We start from the raw sequence: 21,797 nt of genomic DNA on the forward strand, positions 1-21,797 counted from the left end.
GATGGATGCCGCACAACTGATTGGATACTTGAATGCCAGGGGAATCTTCCCCTTCCTCGACCAGGGAAAACTGAAGACACGTTCGCGCGAAGGCATCGATGCCGACACTGCGGCACGTATCCGGGCCGGCAGGGAGGCGCTGACCGCTTTTCTCGCCGCGCAGGACGACGGTGTGGCGGCATGCGCCAGCGACAGCATTGCGCCGGTCGCGAACGAGACCGAGCAGCCGCTGTCGTTCAACCAGGAGCGTCTCTGGCTGACCAACCAGATCGGGGAGGGCAGCGCCCAGTACAACCTGTCGCAGGCATTGCGCCTGTCGGGACACCTGCAACGCGCGGCGCTGGCGCTGGCCTTGGACGCGCTGGTCGAGCGCCATGCGGCGCTGCGCACCAGTTACCACGAACGCGACGGCGCGGCGATCCAGTGCGTCAATCCGGCCGCGCCGCTGGCCCTGCCGGAACGCGACCTGCGCGGCATGACGCGCGAAGCGCAGGAGGCCGAAGTCGCGGCCGTGGCCGCCCAGCAGGCCGTCCAGCCGTTCGACCTGTCCAGCGCCCCGATGCTGCGCGTGCTGCTGCTCACGCTGGCGGACGACGAACATGTGCTGGTGTTTACCCTGCACCATATCGCTTCCGACGGCTGGTCGATGGGCATCCTGGCGCGCGACTTCGCAACCCTGTACGGCACCTTCAGCGCGGGTGGGCCCAACCCGATGCAGGCCCTCGGGACGCGCTATATCGATTACGCGGCCTGGCAGCGCGGCCGGCTGGAAGGCGAGACCCTGGCTTCCGAGCTGAAGTTCTGGCACGAGCGGCTGGACGGCATGCCCAAGCTGCACGGCCTGCCGCTCGACCACGCACGCCCGGCCCAGCAGCAGTTCAGCGGCCAGCGCGTCGTCCAGACGATCTCTCCATCGGCGCAGCGCCGCCTCAACCAGCTGGCCGAAGCACACGGCGCCACCTTCTTCATGGTGATGCAGGCCGCCTTCGCACTGCTGCTGTCGCGCTGGAGCGGCGAGGACGACATCGTGATCGGCTGCCCGGTGGCCGGACGGACCCACCGCGACCTGGAGCAGGTGATCGGTTTCTTCGCCAACGCCGTCGTATACCGGACCGACCTGGCGGGTGAACTGTCGTTCGTCGACCTGCTGGCGCGCGTCAAGGCCAATGCCATCGAGGTGTTCGCGCACCAGGAAATGCCGTTCGAGACGCTGGCGAAATCGGTCCAGAGCGAACGCAGCCTGGCGTATTCGCCGTTGTTTCAGGTCAGCCTGACCTTGCAGAACAATGCGGAAGCGATCCTCGACCTGCCCGGCCTGCGGGTGTCGAACGTCGAGTTCGACTCGAACAAGACCCTGTTCGACCTCAGCCTGTTCGTGCGCGAAAGCGCCGCCGGGCTCGGGTTGTCCTGGCTGTTCTCGGACCAGCTGTTCGAGCGCGCGACCATCGAGCGCATCGCCGGCAGCTTCGCGGTCCTGCTCGAAAGCATCGCCGAGACCCCGAACGAAGACATCCGCCGCCTGACGATGCTGAGCCCGGCCGACCGCGCGCTGCAGCTCGGCCGGCAGGCGCGCCGCGGCGATGACGAGGGCCTGTGCATGCACCAGCTGTTCGAACGCCAGGCCGCGCAATCGCCCGGCGCGGTGGCGCTGGCCTGCGATGGCGAGACGATGACCTATGCGGAACTGAACGCCGAGGCCAACAAGCTGGCGCGCCACCTGCGCATGCAGGGTGCGGGACGCGACGACGTCGTCGGCCTGTGCGCCGAGCGCTCGGTCGACATGATCATCGGCTTGCTCGGCATCCTGAAGGCCGGCGCCGCCTATATGCCGCTCGACCCGGCGTGCCCGCCGGCACGCATGGCGCACATGCTGGACGAGGCGGGCGTACGCATCGTGGTCACCCAGCAGGCATTGATGTCCGAGCTGCCGCTCGACGGTGTCGCGACCGTGCTGGTGGACAGCCAATGGCGCCGCCTGCTGCTCGCCAAGCTCGACGGCGCCGACCTGGATGGCCCGGCCACCACCCCGGACGGGCTGGCCTACGTGATCTTCACCTCGGGTTCCACCGGCAAGCCGAAGGGCGTCATGATCGAGCACGCCGCCTTCGTGCAAAGCGTCCTTTCGCAGCGCGCCGCGTACGGTGTCGACGCTTCCAGCGTGGTGCTGCAGTACGTGTCCTTTACCTTCGACGTGGCTGCCGCCGACTGGGCGATGGCCTTGACCGCCGGCGCCGCATTGTGCATCGCCACCGAGGACGAACGCCGCGACGCCGGCGCGCTGGCCGGGCTGGCCGCCGCCTGGCACGCCACGCACATGCAGTTGCCCGCGCCGGTGCTGGCGCGCCTCGACGCCGCCGGGTTCCCGTCGCTCGATACCATCGTCGTCGGTGGCGCCACCGCCAGCGCGGCCGCCCTGGCGCCTTGGATCGCGACCAAGCGCTGCTTCAACGCCTACGGCCCGACCGAGACCGCGATTGCTTCCGGCGCTCACCGGATGCACTCCGCACAGGAGAACCGCAACATCGGCCAGCCGTTCCCGCATGTCGAATACCGCGTGGTCGACCGGCGCGGCCAGCTGCTGCCGCGCGGCGTGCCGGGCGAACTGCTGATCGGCGGGTATCCGGTGGCACGCGGTTACTGCGGCCGGCCCGAGCTGAGCGCGGAACGCTTCATCGACGATCCGTTCCGTCCCGGCGCGCGCCTGTACCGTACCGGCGACCTGGTGCGCTACCTGCCCGGCGGCGAGCTCGAATTCGTCGGCCGTACCGACGACCAGGTCAAGCTGCGCGGCTACCGCATCGAACTGGGCGAAGTCCGCGCGGCGCTGCTCGCACTGGACGACGTGCGCGAAGCCCTGGTGCTCGTCGGCGGCAACGAGGACAACCAGCGCCTGCTGGCCTACATCGTGGCCGCGGTGCCTGGCGCCGACCAGGCGGCCTTTATCGCCGCCGTTCTGCAGCGGCTGCAACGCGCGCTGCCGGACTACATGGTGCCGTCCGGCTTTGCACTGCTGCCGGCCTTGCCGCTGACGCCCAACGGCAAGGTCGATACACGCGCGCTGCCGCCGATCGCCGCGCCGGAGCAACCGAGCTACCTGGCGCCGCGCAACCCCACCGAACGGATGCTGTGCGAGATCTGGCAGCTGCTGCTGAAGGTCGAGCGCGTCGGCGTGCACGATAATTTCTTTGCGCTGGGCGGCGACTCGATCCTGTCGATCCAGGTCGTATCGCGCGCCAACCAGGCCGGCCTGGGCATCACCACGCGCCAGCTGTTCGCGCACCAGAGCGTGGCCGAACTGGCGACCCAGGCCGGTGCCGCGCGCGAGCAGGCCAGCCAGGAAGCCGTCGGCGGCAGCCAGGTCCTGCTGCCGATCCAGCGCCAGTTCCTCGGGATGTCGGAGCATATCGCCCATTTCAACCAGTCGGTCCTGCTCGAGGCGCCGGCCGATCTGGATGGCGCCATGCTGGCGGCGATGATGGCGGCGCTGTACGAGCGCCACGATGCGCTGCGCCTGCGCGTGGCCCGGGACGATGGCGGCGAATGGCAGGGCGTGTATGCGCCGCCGTCGGCCGGCCTGGCCGATGCCGCCATCGTCGTCGAAGCGCTGCCGCCGGACGACCGCGCCGCCCATGTCGCGGCACGCTGCGCCGAACTGCAGCGCGGCTTCGACCCGTCCGCGGGCCCGCTGCTGCGCGCCATGCTGCTCACTTCCGGGGATGCCGGCGCGGCGCGCCTGTTCATCGTCGCTCACCACATGGTGGTCGACGGCGTGTCGTGGCGTATCCTGCTGGCGGACCTGGAGCGGGCCTACCGCCAGCTCAGTGCCGGCAAGAGCGTCGCGCTAGGGCCCAAGACCTCGTCCTACCAGGCCTGGGGCGAGGCGGTGGCGCGGCACGCGCCGCAATTGGCGTCCGAGCTGGCCTGGTGGACCGATCAGCTGGCGCAGCCGGTTCCGGCGCTGCCCGGCTACCGTCCGCTGGCCGGCGGCGCGCCGCGTGCCAGCACCCGCGGCCTACCGATCGCTCTTTCCGCGGCTGCTACCGAAACGCTGCTCAAGCGTTGCGGACAGCGCTACCGCACCCAGGTCAACGAACTGCTGCTGGCGGCGGTGTCGATCGCGTTGTACGACTGGCGCGGCGCCGGCGGCGTGCGCCTGATGCTGGAGGGCCACGGCCGCGAAGACCTGTTCGAGGCGCTGGACACCAGCCAGACGGTGGGCTGGTTCACCACCACCTATCCGCTGGCGCTGGCCTGCGCCAGCCGCGACACCGGCGCCGTGATCCGCCAGGTCAAGGAGCAGCTGCGCGCAGTGCCGAACAAGGGCTGCGGCTACGGCGTGTTGCGCTACGTCGCCGGCGAACCGGCCCTGGCCCGGCTGGAGCACGACAATCCGGCGCAGCTGGTGTTCAACTACCTGGGCCAGTTCGATCAGACCGTGAATGCCGCGAGCGCGCTGCGCGCCGCGCCGGAGCCGACCGGCGAGGCGATCGATCCGCGTCGCCTGCGCCATTGCCCCCTCGGCCTGAACGGCAAGGTCGCCGGCGGCGTGCTCGCGTTCACCCTCGACTACAGCGCCCTCGAATTCGATCGCGCCGACATGGAGCGCCTGGCGCACCTGGTCGAAGCGTCCCTCGAAGAGGTGATCGCCCACTGCGCGGACGCGGCGCCGGATCTGTTCACCCCGAGCGACTTCCCGCTGGCACGCACCAGCGCCGCCGAACTTGATTCGTGGCAGCAACGCTACCGCATCAGCAGGCTGTATCCGGCCACGTCGATGCAGCAGGGAATGCTGTTCCACAGCCTGCTCGACAGCGGCGCCTACGTGTCGCAGTGCTGCCCGGTGTTCGACGGCGAGCTCGATCCGGTGCTGTTCCGCGCGGCCTGGAACGCAATCGTGGCGCGCCACGACATTTTCCGCACCGTTTTCGTCGGGCACGGCGAACAGCTGCACCAGCTGGTATGCGCCGATGCCGCCCTGCCGTGGCGGGAAGAGGACTGGCGCGCCTACCCGGCCGCCGAGCAGGCGGCGCGCTTCCGGCAACTGGTGGCCGAGGACCGCGCACGAGGCTTCGACCCGGCGTGCGCGCCGCTGCAGCGCATCGCCCTGCTGCGTCTCGGGCAGACCCGCTACCGGATGCTGTGGAGCCACCATCACATGCTGCTCGACGGCTGGTGCACTCCGCTGGTCTATCGCGACGTGCTCGAGGCCTACCGGCAACTGCTGCGCGGCCAGGAGGCGAGCATCCAGCGGCCGGCGCGCCCATACGAAAACTACATCGGCTGGCTGCAGGCGCAAGACCGCGATGCCGCGCGCGCTTTCTGGCGCGAGTACCTGGCACCGGTCGAGGCGCCTACGCCGCTGGGCATCGCCCACGGTGCGCAGGCCGGCGCCGCCGGCCAGGACGAGCAGCGCGTCGAAATCGATGTCGTGGGCACTGCCGCCCTGCAGCGGTTCGCGCGGCGCCACCAGACCACGGTCAACACGGTGCTGCAGCTGGCCTGGGGGTACCTGCTGCACCGCTACAGCGGCGAGCAGCATGTCCTGTTCGGCACCACCATCTCGGGCCGTCCGCCCGAAGTGGAGGGCGTCGAGGAGATGGTCGGCCTGTTCATCAACACGGTCCCGGTGCGGGTGTCGTTCGACACCGACATGGAGGTCGGCGCGATGCTCGAATCGATGCACACTGCGTTCCAGTCGAGCACCGGCCACGGCCATCTGCCGCTGACGGAGATCGCACAATGCAGCCGGATCGCCGGCGGCAGCGCGCTGTTCGACAGCATGTTCGTCTTCGAGAATTATCCGCTGGATGCGGCGGCGGCCGCCGATGGCGAGCGTCCGCCGTTCCACATCGAGGAATACGCGTCGTTCGAGGAAACCGGCTATAAGCTGTCTCTGAGCGCGAGCCTGCGCGACACGCTGGTCATCAAGTGCCGTTACCCGCGCCGCGACTTCGAGCCGGCCATGATCGCGCGCTTGCTGCGCCATATGGAGCACGTGCTGCAGCAACTGCCGCAGGTGGGTGCGATCGGCGCGCTGTCGCTGCTGTTGCCCGAGGAGACGCAGCAGCTGCTGGCGTGGAACCAGTCGGCGCGCGACTACCCGGTCGACCAATGCCTGCACGAGATGTTCGAGACCCAGGCCTGCGTGCGTCCGCAGCATACCGCGCTGGTATTCGAAGGCAGCAGCCTCAGTTACGGGGAGCTCAACCAGCGCGCCAACCGGGTCGCGCGCCGCCTGGTGGCGCAGGGCGTGCGTCCCGACACGCTGGTCGGCGTGTGCGTCACGCGCTCGCTCGAGATGGTCGCCGGCATCCTCGGCATCCTGAAGGCGGGCGCCGCCTATGTGCCGCTGGATCCGAACTACCCGCAGGCGCGACTCGACCACATCCTCCGCGACAGCGCGATCGGCATCGTGCTGACGGTTGGCCAGGACTTCGGCGCTCGCTTGCCGGCGGACGTCGACTGCATCGACATCGGCACCGCCTCCTGCGCGCCGGAGCTGGCCGGCGACAACCTGGTACCGGCCGCGCTGGGCCTGTCGCCGCGCAACCTGGCCTATGTGATCTACACCTCCGGCTCGACCGGGCTGCCCAAGGGCGTCATGATCGAGCATGCGGGACTGGTCAACCTGATCCACCACGACATTCCGCTATTCGAAATCGAACCCCAGTCGCGTGCACTGCATTGCGCGTCCATGAGTTTCGACGCCGGTACCGCGCACCTGTTCATGGCGCTGTGCTCGGGCGCCACTACCTACCTGGCGGCACCCGACACCGACCTGGTGGAGGCGATGCAGCGCCACCAGATCACCCACGCCGCGTTCGCGACCTCGGTCCTGGAAGCGCAGCGCCGCGAGCACGTGCCCTCGCTGAAGACCATCATCGTCGGCGGCGACGTGTGCCCGAAGACGACGGTCGAGTTCTGGGCGGCGCGCTGCCGCTTCTTCAACATCTATGGCCCGACCGAAGCCACCATCGCCAGCAGTGCCGCATGCCTGACCCCGTCCAGCGCCATCACGATCGGCCGTCCGGTCGCCAACGTCGAGCTGCACGTGCTGGACAGCCGGATGCGCCAGGTCCCGCCGCTGGTGGCGGGCGAGCTGTACATCGGCGGTGCCGGGCTGGCACGGGCCTACCTCAACCGCGACGACCTGACCGCCGAGCGCTTCGTGCACGGGACCGGCGCCCTGGCCGGCAAGCGCCTGTATCGTACCGGCGACACGGTGCGCCGCCTGGCGGATGGCCAGCTCGAGTTCCTGGGCCGCGCCGACGAGCAGGTGAAGATCCGCGGTTTCCGCATCGAACGCGGCGAAATCGAAGCCAGGCTGCTCGAACTGGATGCGGTGCGCGAGGCGGTGGTACAGGTCAAGGGCAGCGGCAACGACAAGTATCTGCTGGCCTACGTGGTGCCGCTCGCGGCGCCGGCGGGGCCGGATGCCGAGGGCGAGCTCGTGGCCGAGCTGAAGGAATCGCTCGGACTGGTCCTGCCGGCGTTCATGGTGCCGGCCCAGTTCATGGTGCTGGAGCACTTCCCGCTCACCGCCAACGGCAAGGTGGACAAGGCGAAGCTGCCGGAGCCGGCATTCGCCGCGCGCGGCTTCGTCGCCGCACGCGGCGCCACCGAGCAGGCGGTGCAGGCGATCTGGCAGTCGGTGCTCGGCCACGGCCCGATCGGCGTGCACGACAACTTCTTCCATATCGGTGGCAACTCCCTGCAGATCTCGCGGCTGGTGTACGAGCTGCGTTCGGCTTTCGCGGTCGAACTCTCGGTCAAGACCCTGTTCGCTTCACCCACTATCGCGGCCACCGCCGCGCTGGTCGACGCATTGCGCGCGACCAGCGCCGATGCGGTCTCCGGCACGCCTGAATACGAGGAAGGAATCTTATGAATGTCGTCGAACTGATGGGCGAAGCGGCGCGCCGCGGCGTGCACTTCTACCTGGATGGCGAACAGCTCGCCTACAAGGCCGCGGCTGGCGCCATGGACGCGGCCTTCCGGCAGCGGACCATCGCCCTCAAGCCGGAACTGGTGCGCCTGCTGAAGGAAAGCCGCGCCGTCGCGGGCGCCATCCAGGTCCAGCCGCGCCCTGCGCAGGCATGCTTCCCGCTTTCGTATGGGCAGCAGCGCCTGTGGTTCATCGAACAGATGGAGGCCGGCGGGCAGTACAACATTCCTTCAGCGCTGTCGCTGACGGGCCGCCTCGACCAGGATGCGCTGCAGCGCGCCCTCGACGAGATCGTGCGGCGCCACGAAGTGCTGCGCAGCGTCTACCGCAGCGTCGACGGCGAAGGCGTGCAGGAAATCGCCGCTGCGAAGCCGGTGGCCCTGGTCCTGCACGACCTGGCGGACCTCGAAGGCGGCGCCCAGGACGAGCGCGTGCGCGCGCTGGCCGCGGCCGCCGCGGCCGAACCGTTCGACCTGGCCGCCGGCGCGGTGCTGCGCGCCTGGCTGCTGCGCCTGGGGGCCGGGCGCCACGTGCTGCTGGTCACCCTGCACCACATCGCCGCCGACGGCTGGTCGATGGGCGTGATCGTGCGCGAGTTTTGCGCCCTGTACCAGGCCTTCAGCGCCGGCCGGGCCAGCCCCCTGGCGCCGCTGCCGCTGCAGTACGCCGATTTCGCCCATTGGCAGCGCGCGCAGGAAACCGGTGCCCGGCTGGCGCGCCAGCTCGACTATTGGCGGGCGCGCCTGGACGGCCTGCCGCAGGTGCACAGCCTGCCGCTCGACAAGCCACGGCCCGCCCGGCAGCGCCACGAAGGGCGCCTGCACCTGCAGACGATCGGCGCCCCGCTGGCGGCGCGCCTGAAGGCACTCGGCAGTGCGCACCAGGCCACCCTGTTCATGGTCTTGCACAGCGCGTTCGCGCTGCTGCTCGGGCGCTGGAGCAACGAGACCGATATCGTCATCGGCAGCCCGATCGCCGGCCGCAGCCACAAGGAGCTGGAAGGCCTGGTCGGCCTGTTCGTCAACACGCTGGTGCTGCGCACGGGGCTGGACCTGGACGCCGGCTTCGTGGACCTGCTCGGCGAGGGCAAGGCGACGCTGCTGGACGCCTACGCGCACCAGGACATGCCGTTCGAGAAGCTGGTCGACGCGCTGCGCCCCGAGCGCAGCCTGGCGCACGCACCGCTGTTCCAAGTCATGTTCTCGATGCAGAACAACGAAGCCGCGGCACTGGAGCTGCCCGGCCTGCAGGTCGCCGGGCTGGGCGGCGGCCCGGTGGTGACGAAGTTCGACCTCGAATTGTCCGCCGCCGAGACGGTGTCGGGCCTTGTCCTCAGCTGGAACTACGCCGACAGCCTGTTCGACGACGCCACGATCGCGCGCATGGCCGACAGCTTTTCCGTGCTGCTGCAGGCGATCACGGATGCGCCGGCGGCACCGGTCGGCACGCTGCCGATGCTGGCCGCCGCCGACCGCGCCCGGCTGGCTGCCTGGAGCGGGCATGGCGTCCCGTACCAGGACAAGGCGTGCGTGCATACTCTGTTCGAGGCGCAGGCCGCGCGCACGCCGGACGCCGTCGCCCTCGCGTGCGGCGCCGATAGCCTGAGCTACCGTGCCTTGAACGAACAGGCCAACCGCATCGCGCACCGCCTGCGCGAGCTCGGCGTCGGACCGGACGTGCTGGTCGGCCTGTACGCCGAACGCTCGACGCCGCTGCTTGCCGGCCTGCTCGGCATCCTGAAGGCGGGCGGCGCCTTCGTGCCGCTCGACCCGTCCTGCCCGCGTGCGCGCCTGGCATTCATGCTGGAAGATTGTGCGCCGCGCGTGATACTGACCCAGGCGCACCTGCGCGGCGTGCTTCCCGACAGCACGGCCGAGGTGCTGTGCCTGGAAGACGCTTCGATCCACGGGCAGCCGTGCGCCGACCTGGCGCCGGAGGCGATCGGCCTGGCGCCGTCGCACCTGGCCTATGTCATCTATACCTCCGGCTCCACCGGCCGCCCGAAAGGCGTCATGGTGGAGCATGGCAGCATCGCCGGCCACGCCGTCGCCGCCCAGCACTTCCATGGCCTGCGCGCCAGCGACCGTATCCTGATGTTTTCCACGCCCAGCGTCGACGCGGCGCTGGAGCTGCCGCTGTGCGCCTGGCAGGCGGGTGCCGGCGTGCGCCTGCGCGGCCGGGAACTCCTGCTGCCTCAGCAGTTCCTGGCGTTCTGCCGCAGCCATGGCATCACCGCCGCCGACCTGCCGCCGGCCTACCTCAACGAGCTGGCCGCCGACGACGCGGCGGATGCCGGAGCGTGGCGGGAAACGAGCTTGCGCCTGCTGGTCGCCGGCGGCGAAGCCTTCCCCGGCGCGCTGCTGGTGCGCTGGCGAGAACTCGGGCTGTTCGAGCACTGCCGCCTGGTGAACGCGTATGGGCCGACCGAAGCGACGATTTCGGCCAGTCTGGGCGAGGTCACGGAGGGCTGCGACCCGGCCGCGGTGCCGCTCGGCGCCGCGCTGCCCGGCCGTGTCTTCTCGGTGCGCGACGCGACCGGCGCGCTGGTGCCGCCCGGTGTCGCAGGCGAGCTGCACATCGAGGGTCCGGCGCTGGCGCGCGGCTACCTGGGACAGGATGCCCTCAGCGCCGAACGCTTCGCCGTGCACGAGGGCGGGCGCCGCTACCGTACCGGCGACATGGTGCGCTGGAACGCGCGCGGCGAACTGCTGTTCGCCGGCCGCGCCGACGACCAGGTCAAGGTGCGCGGTTTCCGCGTGGAGCTGGGCGAGATCGGCGCGTGCCTGATACGCCATCCGGCGCTGCGCGATGCAGTCGTGCAGGTCAGGGGCAGCGGCGCCGCGCGCTACCTGGCCGCCTACGTGGTGCCGGCCGCCGGGGCCGCGGCGGACAGCGGCGCGCTGACCGCCACGCTGCGCGCCTTCCTGAAAGACCAGCTGGCCGACTACATGCTGCCCTCGGCCTACGTGGTGCTCGATTGCCTGCCGCTGCTCCCCAACGGGAAAGTGGACAAGCGCGCGCTGCCGGAGCCCGGATGCGCGGCCCGCGATGACGCGCCGGCGCCGTCCACGCCGACCGAAATCGCGCTGGCGGAAATATGGGCGGGCCTGCTCGGCCTCGGCCGGGTGGCCGCCGACGCCAACTTCTTCGAGATCGGCGGCCACTCGCTGCTGGCGATGCGCATGCTCAGCGCGGTCGGACGCCAGCTGGGCGTCACGCTGCAGGTGCGTGCCGTGTTCGAGCACAAGACCCTCGCCGCCATCGCCGCACTGATCGACAGTGGTGCCGGCGCGGTGGAGGGAGACCAGGCACCGATTCCGCTGGCCGACCGCGCTGGGGCGCTGGCGCCGTCGTTCGCCCAGCGCCGCCTGTGGTTCATCGACCAGCTCGAAGGCGGCAGCAGCCAGTACCATATCCCGGTGGCGCTGCGCCTCGACGGCCGGCTCGACCGGGCGGCACTGCAGTCCGCGCTCGACGCCCTCGTGGCCCGCCACGAAGTGCTGCGCACCACCTACGCCATCGACGACGCCTGCCAGCTGGTGGCGCCGCCGCGTCCGCTGGAGCTGGCGACCGACGACCTGTCCGGACTTGGGAACGACGAGCGGCTGGCGGCCGTGCGCCGGCTCGGCGCCGACGACGCCGCGCGGCCGTTCGACCTGCAGCGCGACCTCATGCTGCGTGCGCGCCTGGTGCGGCTGGCGCCTGAGCAGCACGTGTTGCTGGTGACCCTGCACCACATCGCGGCGGACGGATGGTCGATGGACATCATCGTGCGCGAGTTCGGCGCCCTGTACGCGGCTTTCGGCGCCGGCCGGCCAATGCCGCTCACCGCGCTGCCGCTCCAGTACGCCGACTATGCCCAATGGCATCGCGACCGCCTCGACGGCGGCACGATGGCGCGCCAACTCGATTACTGGCAGGCGCGCCTGCAGGGCCTGCCGCAGGTGCACAGCCTGCCGCTCGACCGTACGCGTCCGCCCGAACAGCGCTTCGAAGGACGCCTGCATGCGCAGTCGATCGGATCCGCCCTGCATGGGCGCCTGGCGGCGCTCGCACAAGCGCATGACGCCACGCTGTTCATGGTGCTGCAAAGCGCATTCGCGCTGCTGCTGGCGCGCTGGAGCAACGAAACCGATGTCGTGATCGGCAGCCCGGTCGCGGGCCGTCCCCATCACGACCTGGAAGGGGTGGTCGGCTTGTTCGTCAATACCCTGGTGCTGCGCAGCCAGGTCGACCTCGATGCCGGCTTCGACGTGCTGCTGGCGCGGTCGCGGGAAGCCCTGCTGGAAGCCTACGCACACCAGGACCTGCCGTTCGAGAAGCTGGTCGACGCGCTCAAGCCGGAGCGCAGCCTTGCGCACGCGCCGCTGTTCCAGGTGATGTTCTCGATGCAGAACAACAAAGCGGCCGAGCTGCACCTGCCAGGCCTGCAGGTCACCGGCATGGCTGGCAGCCACGTGGTGGCCAAGTTCGACCTCGAACTGTCTGCCGCCGAAAACGCCGACGGCATCGCGCTGGTGTGGAACCATGCGGCCAGCCTGTTCGATCAGTCCACCATCGCGCGCATGGCCGACAGCTTCGCGGCGCTGCTGGAAGCCATCGTGGCGGCGCCGTCGCGCGCCGTGGGCGAGCTGGAGATCGTCGGCGCGGCCGACGCCCGCCAGCTGGCCGCATGGAATGCGACCGCGCAGCCGTACCCGGATCGGGCCTGCATCCACCAGCTGTTCGAAGCGAAGGCGGAATGTAGTCCGGACGCGACCGCTTTGGTGTGCGGCGACACGCGCCTGAGCTACCGCGAACTGAATGCCGCGGCCAACCGCATCGCGCATCGCCTGCGCGCCGAAGGCGTCGGGCCGGATACGATGGTCGGCCTGTGCGTCGAGCGCTCGATCGAAATGGTGGCCGGCGTGTTCGGCATACTCAAGGCCGGCGGGGCCTATGTGCCGCTGGACCCGGCCTACCCGCGCGCGCGCCTCGACTACATGCTGCGCGATTGCGCCCCGCGCGTGGTCCTGACCCAGTCGCACCTGCTGGGCGTGGTGCCGGTGGCGGCCGGGCCGGTCCTGTGCCTGGACGACCCGGCGCAGTTCGCGGGTCAGCCGGACAGCGACATCGACGCCGCGGCGATCGGCCTGACGCCATCGAATCTGGCCTACGTGATCTACACCTCGGGCTCGACCGGCCAGCCGAAAGGCGTGATGTCCGAACACGGCGGCCTGGTCAACCGGATCGTGTGGATGCAGGACGCCTACCGCATCGAGGCGTCCGACCGGGTACTGCAGAAGACCCCGTTCAGTTTCGATGTCTCGGTATGGGAACTGACCTGGCCGTTCATCGCCGGCGCCAGCCTGGTGATGGCCAAGCCGGAAGGACACAAGGATCCGGCTTACCTGGCGGACCTGATCGAACGCGAAGAGGTCACGGTGCTGCACTTCGTGCCGTCGATGCTGGGCGCGATGCTCGACAGTGGACGCTGGGGCGGCTGCGCCACGGTGCGCCAGGTGTTCTGCAGCGGCGAGGCGCTTCCGTTTGCGCTGCAGCGCCAGTTCCAGGCATGCCACGGCGCGGCGCTGCACAACCTGTACGGTCCGACCGAAGCATCGATCGACGTGTCGCACTACACCGCCCGCGCGAACTACCCCAACCGGGTGGTGCCGATCGGCCGGCCGATCCGGAACACGGTGCTGTCGGTGCTGAACCCGAAGCTGTGCGACACGCCGATCGGGGTGGCCGGCGAGCTGCACATCGGCGGTGTCGGCCTGGCGCGCGGCTACCTGAACCGGCCCGACCTGACCGCCGAGCGGTTCATTGCCGGACCTGGCGGAGCGCGCCTGTACAAGACCGGCGATATCGTGCGCTTCCTCCCGGACGGCAACCTGGAATACCTGGGCCGTGCCGACCACCAGGTGAAGCTGCGCGGCCTGCGCATCGAGCTGGGCGAGATCGAGTCGCGCCTGCGCGCGCTGGACGGCGTCCACGACGCCGTCGTGGTGGCCTGGGGGAAGGGCGCCGACATGCGCCTGGCGGCTTACGTCCAGGCCGGCATCGCCCCCGCGGACGAGGCGACATTCTGCGCCGCGCTGCAGGCGGGACTGCGCGCCAGCCTGCCCGAGTTCATGGTCCCCGCCGACTTCATGGTGCTCGAGCGTTTCCCGCTCAGCGCCAACGGCAAGCTCGATCGCAAGCAGTTGCCGGCGATCGAACGCGGCAGCCGCATCGCGGCAAGCCACGTGGCGCCGGCCGGCGCGCTGGAAATCCTGCTCTGCAAGCTGTGGGCGGCGGCACTCGGCCTGGCGCAGGTCGGCGCCGAGGACAATTACTTCGCCATCGGCGGCGATTCGATCAAGGCGATCGCCCTGGTGTCGTCGATGAAGTCGGCGGGCGTCCAGGTATCGGTGCGCGACCTGTTCGCCGCCAAGACCGTGCGTGCGCTGGCGCTGCTGGCCGCGGCCGACGGCACTGCGGCTCAGCCGCAGGAGGAGCTCGCGCCGTTCGCGATGCTGACCTCGGCGGAAAACGCCGAACTGGCGGTGCTGCGCGCAGCCCACCTGCTGGAAGACGCGTATCCGCTGACCCGCCTGCAGCAGGGCATGGTGCTGCACCACCAGCTCGACGAGCACGCCGGCACCTATCACGACGTGCTGAACGTGCGCGTGCGCGCGCCGCTGGCGCTGCCCGCCTTCCATGCCGCACTGGACGGCATGGTCGCGGCCCATCCCATGCTGCGCACCGTGTATGCGCTCAATGGCGAACGCCCGCTGCAACTGGTGTACCGGCATGGTGACGCGCACCTCGAAGTGCTGGACGCCGGTACCGGCGGCGAAGCGCATGCGATGGCTTTCATCACGGAGCTGGTGGAACGCGAGCGCCGCAGCTCGATCCGCTTCGAGCAGGCACTCTGGAAGATCATCCTGGTGCGCATCGACGACAGCCAGTTCCAGTTCATCTTCAGCTTCCATCATTCGATGCTGGACGGCTGGAGCGTCGCCAGCCTGAACACGGAGCTGTTCAACCGCTACGCCGCGCTGGCTGCGGACGGCGCCGCGCCGCAGCCGGGTCAGGCACTGCCGTACCGGTATTACGTGCAGCAGGAGCAGCAGGCGCTGGCCGACGATGGCGCACGCGGTTATTGGGCACGGCTGCTGGAAGGCGCGCCGCCGGCGTGGTGGAGCGGACGTCCGCGCGGCGCCACCGCGACCCTCGCGGTACCGATCGGCGCCGCCACCTCCGCCAGGTTGGCGGAGGTGGCGCGCAGCCTGGGCGTGCAGGAGAAATCGGTGCTGCAGGCGGCGCACCTGGTGCTGCTGTCGATGCTGACCGGACAGGCCGACGTGCTCACTTCCGTGGTCGCCAACGGACGTCCCGAGCGTGCCGGTGCCGACTTGACCCTGGGGCTGTTTCTCAACTCGCTGCCGCTGCGCCTGCGCGTGGATGGCCTGCGCTGGCGAGAACTGGTGTGCCGGGTGGAGGAAACCGGCGCCGCGGCCCAGCCTTTCCGTCACTATCCGCTGGCGCAGATCCAGTCCGATTCGCGCATCGACCTGTCCGGATCGCTGTTCAACTTCACCAGTTTCCACGTCTACGAAAACATGGTCGCCCCGCTGGACGCCTCCGTCCAGAACAGCTTCGAGGCGAACAACTACCATTTCGCGTCCGAGTTCGCAAAAGCGGTGGGCGGCGCCACGCTGTTCACCTTGAGCGTGAAGGCCGACGCTGCGCTGTTCCCGCCGGCGGCGCTCGATCGCATCGGCGGCTACTATCGCAACATCCTGGCCGCGCTGGCGAACGATGCCGGCGGCATGGTCGACCGCGCGGCGCTGCTGGGCGAACAAGAGCTGGCGCAGGTGGCAGCGCTGGCCATGCCGGCGCCCCGCACCGCGCCCGACGTGCTGTCCATGTTCGAGGCGCAGGCACGCCGCAATCCTGGGCGGGTGGCGCTGGTGTCGGGCCGGCAGGAGCTCGGCTACGGCGAACTCGATGCGCTGGCCGAACGGCTGGCGGACCGCATCGCCGCCTGCGGCGTCCAGCCCGGCGCGGTGGTGGCGGTGTGCATGGAGCGTACCCCGGCCATGGTGGCCGCCCTGCTGGCGGTGTTCAAGGTCGGCGCCGCCTACCTGCCGCTCGACCCTGCCCACCCGCAGGCGCGCCGCGAATTCATGCTGGCCGACAGCGGCGCCGCGCTGGTGCTGTGCGATGCCGCGACGGCGGCGGGGCAGGGCGCGGTCCGCGTGCTCGAGGTGGACATGGACGCGGCAGAACAGGCCCCGGCGCGCCGGCGCGCGGCGCCGGACGGCACTGGCCTGGCTTACCTGATCTACACCTCCGGCTCCACCGGTACGCCGAAAGGCGTCATGGTCAGCCGCGCCGCCCTGGCCAACTTCATCGACGGCGCCAGCGGCCGTGCCGGCATCGACGCCGATGCGCGCTGGCTGGCGATCACCACGATCAGCTTCGACATCGCCGGTTTCGAGTTGTTCGGACCGCTGACCCGCGGCGCGCGCGTCTGCTTGGCCGGCCCGGACGCGGCGCGCGACGCCGCCTGGCTGTCGGCCACCATCGAAGGGCAGGGCATCAGCGTGCTGCAGGCCACGCCGTCGAGCTGGGCGATGATGCTGGCAGCGGGCTGGGACGGTGCGCCCGGCCTGCTCGGTCTGGTCGGCGGCGAAGCCTTCCCGGCCGACCTGGCGCGCGCGCTGGTGCAGCGTTGCGGCCGCGGCGTGCTCAATTGCTACGGGCCGACCGAGGCGACCATCTGGTCGCACATCGCGCCGGTCGTAGGCGACGGTGCGCCGGTCGCGGTGGCCGGCCTGCTGCCGGGCTACGGCCATTGCGTGGTCGACGCGGGGCTGGTGCCGGTGGGGGCCGGCGTGGCCGGTGAACTGGTGCTGACCGGCCCCTCGCTGGCCGACGGCTACCGCGGCCGTCCCGAGCTCAGCGCGGAGAAGTTCACCCGTGCCGGCGCCGGCGCGCTGGCCGGCCTCCGCCTGTACCGCACGGGCGACCTGGTGCGCCGGCTCGACGGCGACCGCCTCGAGTTCCTCGGCCGGATGGACGACCAGGTCAAGATCCGCGGCTACCGCATCGAGCTGGGCGAGATCGAAAGCCGCCTGCGCGCCTCGACCCTGGTCGGCGAGGCCGCCGTCATCGCGGCCGACGCGGAGGGCACGCGCCGCCTGGTTGCCTGCGTGGTGCCGGCGCCGGGTGGCCATGGCGCCGATACCGTCGAGCGCCTGCGTCGCGAGCTTGCGGCCGTGCTGCCGGACTACATGGTGCCGTCCGCGTTCGTCCTGCTCGAACGCATGCCGCATACCCCCAACGGAAAGCTGGACCGCAAGGCATTGTCGCTGGCGGCCGCCGGTGACGCCGGGGAGTTCGCCGCACCTGCCGGCGAGATGGAGGCACGCATGTGCGCGCTGTGGGCGCACCTGCTCAAGCGCGAGCGAATCGGTGCCACCGCGGATTTCTTCGATGCCGGCGGCGACTCGCTGCTGGCGACCCGGCTGCTGGCCCAGGTCAACCAGGAATTCGGCTGCGGCCTGGCCATCAAGGACGTCTTCAATCTGCGCACCGTACGTGCGCTGGCGCTGCATGTGGAGCTGCTCGTGGCCAGGGCCGCGGCGGCAAGCGCATCCCAGTGCGAATCTCATGAAAAGGAAGAAATCGAATGGTAGTCACTGAACTGAAGCAGTTTTTGCTGTCCTTGCACCGGAGCGGCGTCGACATCTATGTCGAGAACGGCAAACTGATGACGAAATCGGCGCCGGGGGTGATCAGCCAGGAAATCGGCCGCCAGATCCGCGACAATCGCCATGCCCTGCTGGCGCTGCTGCAGAGCACAACCGGCAACGACGCCAGGCCCTACGGCGACATCGTGCCGGTCTCGCGCACCGCACCGCTGCCGCTGTCGTTCGCCCAGCAGCGCCTTTGGTTCATCGACCAGCTGGGCGGCGGCAGCACGCAGTACAACATGCCGACCGCGCTGGCCCTGGACGGCTGGCTGGACCGCTATTCGCTGCGCGCGACCCTCGACGAGATCGTGCGCCGCCATGAAGTGCTGCGGACCACCTATGCCAGCGTCAATGGCCAGGGCGAGCAGCGGGTCGGACCGGCGCTGCCGGTGCCGCTGCCGATTACCGACCTGAGTACGCTGGCGGGCGCGGCGCAGGACGCCGAGGTGCGCCGGATCGCGGCCGCGGAAGCCGGGCGTCCGTTCGACCTGGCGCACGACCTGATGCTGCGCGCCCACCTGCTGTTCCTGGGTCCGCAACGCCACGTGCTGCTCGTGACGCTGCACCACATTGCATCCGATGGCTGGTCGATGGGCGTGGTCGTGAACGAATTCGGGACCCTGTACGAGGCGTTCAGCGCCGGCCGCCGCAGCCCGCTGCCCGAGATCTCGGTGCAGTACGCGGACTATGCGCACTGGCAGCGTACCAGCTGGCAGCCGGACCGGCTCGAGCGCCAGCTGGCTTACTGGCAGCGCCAGCTGGCCGACCTGCCCCAGGCGCACAGCCTGCCGCTCGACCATCCGCGTCCCGCGCGCCAGCAGTTCGAAGGCCGGCTGCACACCCAGGTGATCGATGCCGCCCTGCTCGAGCGCCTGAAAGCGCTGGCCGGTACCCACCAGGCGACCCTGTTCATGGTGCTGCAAAGTGCGTTCGCGCTCTTGCTGGCGCGCTGGAGCAACGAAACCGACATCGTGATGGGCAGCCCCATCGCGGGCCGCAACCACCGCGAGGTCGACGGGCTGGTGGGCCTGTTCGTCAATACGCTGGTGCTGCGCAGCCGCCTGCGCATGGAAGCCGGCTTCGGCGCGCTGCTGGAAGAGGGCCGGGCAATGCTCCTGGATGCCTACGCGCACCAGGACCTGCCGTTCGAGCAGTTGGTCGATGCGCTCAAGCCGGAACGCAGCCAGGCCCATGCGCCGCTGTTCCAGATCATGTTCTCGCTGCAGAACACCGAGCAGGGTTCCTTGCGCCTGGCTGACTTGCAGATCGGCGGCATCGGCGACGGTCGTGTGATCACCAAGTTCGACCTCGAACTGTCGGCGGTCGAGAGCGGCGGCACCCTGCGCTTGGTGTGGAACGGCGCCGCCAGCCTGTTCGACGCCGAGACCATCGCCCGCATGGCGGACAGCTTCGGCGTGCTGCTCGATGCGATCGTCGGCGCCCCGCAAGCGCCGCTGGGCACGCTGGCGCTGCTGACCGAGAGCGACCGCCGGAAGCTGGCCGCATGGCGTTCCAGCCCGGTGCCGTATCCGCAGGATGCCTGCATCCACGAGCTGTTCGAGGCCCAGGCCGCGCGCACGCCCGATGCGGTGGCCGCCGTCTGCGGCGAAGAAGCGATGACCTACCTGGAACTGAACCGGCAGGCCAACCGCATCGCGCACCGCCTGCGCGCGCAAGGCGTGGTAGAGGGCACGCTGGTCGGCCTGTGCCTGCGCCGTTCCAACATGATGATCGCCGCCATGCTGGGCATCCTCAAGGCGGGCGGCGCCTACGTCCCGCTCGACCCGGCCTATCCGCGCGAGCGCCTCGAGTTCATGCTGCAAGACAGCGCACTCGGCATCGTGCTGACCAGCGCCGCACTGCGCCATGCGCTGCCCGCGCACAGGGAAACCGTGTTGTGCCTGGACGATGCGGACCTGCTGGCCGGCCAGCCGCAGGACAACCCTGTGTCGTGTGCCGGCGCCGGCAGCCTCGCCTACGTCATCTACACGTCCGGCTCGACCGGCATGCCGAAAGGCGTGATGGTCGAGCACCGCGGCGTGGCGCGCCTGGCGCTGCCGAGCGACTACGTACCGTACAACAGTGAGACGGTGATGCTGCACCTGTCGTCGGTGTCGTTCGATGCCGCCACCTTCGAAGTGTGGGGACCGCTGCTGCACGGCGGCAAGGTCGTCGTCTATCCGCATATGGTGCTCGACGTCGAAGGCATCAACGAGCTGATGACACGGCACGGCGTGACCACCATGTTCCTGACCTCGGGCATGTTTGACCTGTGGAGTTCGCACCTGCCCGGGGCGGGCACGCTGCGCTGGGTGATGACGGGCGGCGACGTGGTCCCGCCGGGGGCGGCGGCGCGCCTGTATGCGGCAATGGGCGGGGTGCAGATGGTGGCGTTGTACGGTCCGACGGAAAACACCTCGGTGACCACTTTCTTCCCGGTGCCGCGCGACTGGCCGGACACCCGCGCGCTGCCGATCGGCAGCCCGATCGCCGGCACCACCATCGACGTGCTGGATCCTTGCGGCGTCCCGGCGCCCGTGGGGGTGGCGGGCGAGCTGTATGTCGGCGGCGCCGGACTGGCGCGCGGCTACCTGGGGCGCCCGGACCTGAACGCAGCGATGTTTGCCGGCAGCGGCGCCAGGCGCCGCTACCGCACGGGGGACCAGGCCAGGTTCCGCGCCGACGGCAGCCTGGAGTTCCTCGGGCGCCGCGACGGCCAGGTGAAGTTGCGCGGCTTCCGCATCGAAGTCGAGGAAATCGAAGCCCACCTGGTCCGCTCCGGCATCGTGACCGAAGCCTGCGTGCTGCTGCACGGCGAGGGCAAGGACAAGCGCCTGGCGGCTTACGTCGCCGGCGGCAGCCGGCACCAGGACCTGGCGGGTGCGCTGCGTGCCGCGTTGCGCCAGACCATGCCCGAATACATGGTGCCCTCGGTCTTCGTGTCCGTGGCCACGCTGCCGCTCACCACCAGCGGCAAGGTCGACCGCCGTCGGCTGCTGGCCCTTCCGCTGGCCGCTGCGGCGCCGGAGGATGCCACGGACACGGGCGCCGCGCCTTGCGGGGCCGCGGCGCGCATCGCCGTGGTCTGGTGCGTCCTGCTCGGCATGCCGGAAATCGGCATCGACACCCCGTTCTTCGAGGCCGGAGGCAACTCGATCACCCTGATCGAACTGCGCTACCGCCTGCAGGAGGCCGGATTCGAGTTCTCGTTGAAGGAACTCATGGAGCAGCCCACGGTACGCGGCTTGGCTGCGTTGCTCGACGACGCCACGCGCCATACCAGCGCCGCGGCGCTCAAGGCAGTCGTGCGCCTGAACGAAGCGAAGACCGGGCAGCCGTTGTACATCCTGCATCCGTTCGGCGGCGGGGTAGAGGGCTACCGCGTGCTGGCGCGCGGGCTGGAAGCGACCTGCCCCGTGTTCGGGCTGCAGGCGCCGTTCATGTTCGGGCTCGACTTTCCGTTCAGCGAGCTGTCCGAACTGGCGCGCTTCTATGCGGACGCAATCATGGCGCACAGCGCGCTCCAGGTGCATTCGCTGGCCGGCTACTCGGGCGGCGGCAAGCTGGCTGCCCAGGTGGCGCGCATCCTGATCGAGCGCGGACATGAGGTGAACTACGTGGCGCTGTTCGACGCCAACATCGTCGATCCCGACCGCACCGACGACGAGGACGACTATACGCGCCTGTGCCGCTTCTGCTACAGCCTGAACGTCATCAACTCCGCCGCCGAAGTGCCGCAGGAGTGGCGCCAGGCCGGCTATGCCGACCAGCTCGAACACTTTGCCGGGCTGGTGCTGAAAAAGCGCAGCTATGCGCGTGACGAGGTCGTCGTGACGCTCAAGTTCGGGGTCAACCTGCTGCGCGCCGGCTGCACCGATCCGTCGGGACTGCGCATCGCCGGCGCCGTGGCGTCGTTCGTCAGCAGCGGGAACCAGGCCGACGCCGACAACCGCAGCGGTTGGAGCCGGGTGTTCGAGAACGACGTCGACTTCCGTACCGTGAGCGCTACCCACGATAACTTCATGGAACCGGCCGCCGTGCACCAAATGCTCGCCCCGATGGCGGCGGGCCTGGCGCTGCGCGCCACGCCCACGGTCCTTGCAACCCACTAGAACGATATGGAA

Annotated in this window: 3 protein-coding genes; all 3 read left to right on the forward strand. The window is 69.9% G+C overall.

The window, feature by feature from the left end; genetic code table 11:
- Position 1 precedes the first annotated feature (1 nt).
- Genes HH212_RS17065 through HH212_RS17075 form a run of 3 tightly spaced genes read left to right on the forward strand, consistent with a single transcriptional unit; the run spans position 2 to position 21,785 of the window.
- Entirely contained in the window at positions 2-7,888 is a 7,887-nt protein-coding gene (locus HH212_RS17065) for a non-ribosomal peptide synthetase (RefSeq protein ID WP_170203551.1), read from the forward strand.
- Positions 7,885-17,616, forward strand: a complete 9,732-nt coding sequence (locus HH212_RS17070) for a non-ribosomal peptide synthetase (RefSeq protein ID WP_170203553.1) — start codon at positions 7,885-7,887, stop codon at positions 17,614-17,616. The genes HH212_RS17065 and HH212_RS17070 overlap by 4 nt, the downstream gene beginning before the upstream one ends.
- The gene (locus tag HH212_RS17075) at positions 17,610-21,785 is read left to right on the forward strand and encodes a non-ribosomal peptide synthetase (protein ID WP_170203554.1); all 4,176 of its coding nucleotides are present in this window, start codon (positions 17,610-17,612) and stop codon (positions 21,783-21,785) included. Before HH212_RS17070 ends, HH212_RS17075 begins: the two co-directional genes overlap by 7 nt.
- Positions 21,786-21,797 lie beyond the last annotated feature (12 nt).

The organism is Massilia forsythiae, from assembly GCF_012849555.1.
Classification (GTDB): Bacteria; Pseudomonadota; Gammaproteobacteria; order Burkholderiales; family Burkholderiaceae_D; genus Telluria; species Telluria forsythiae.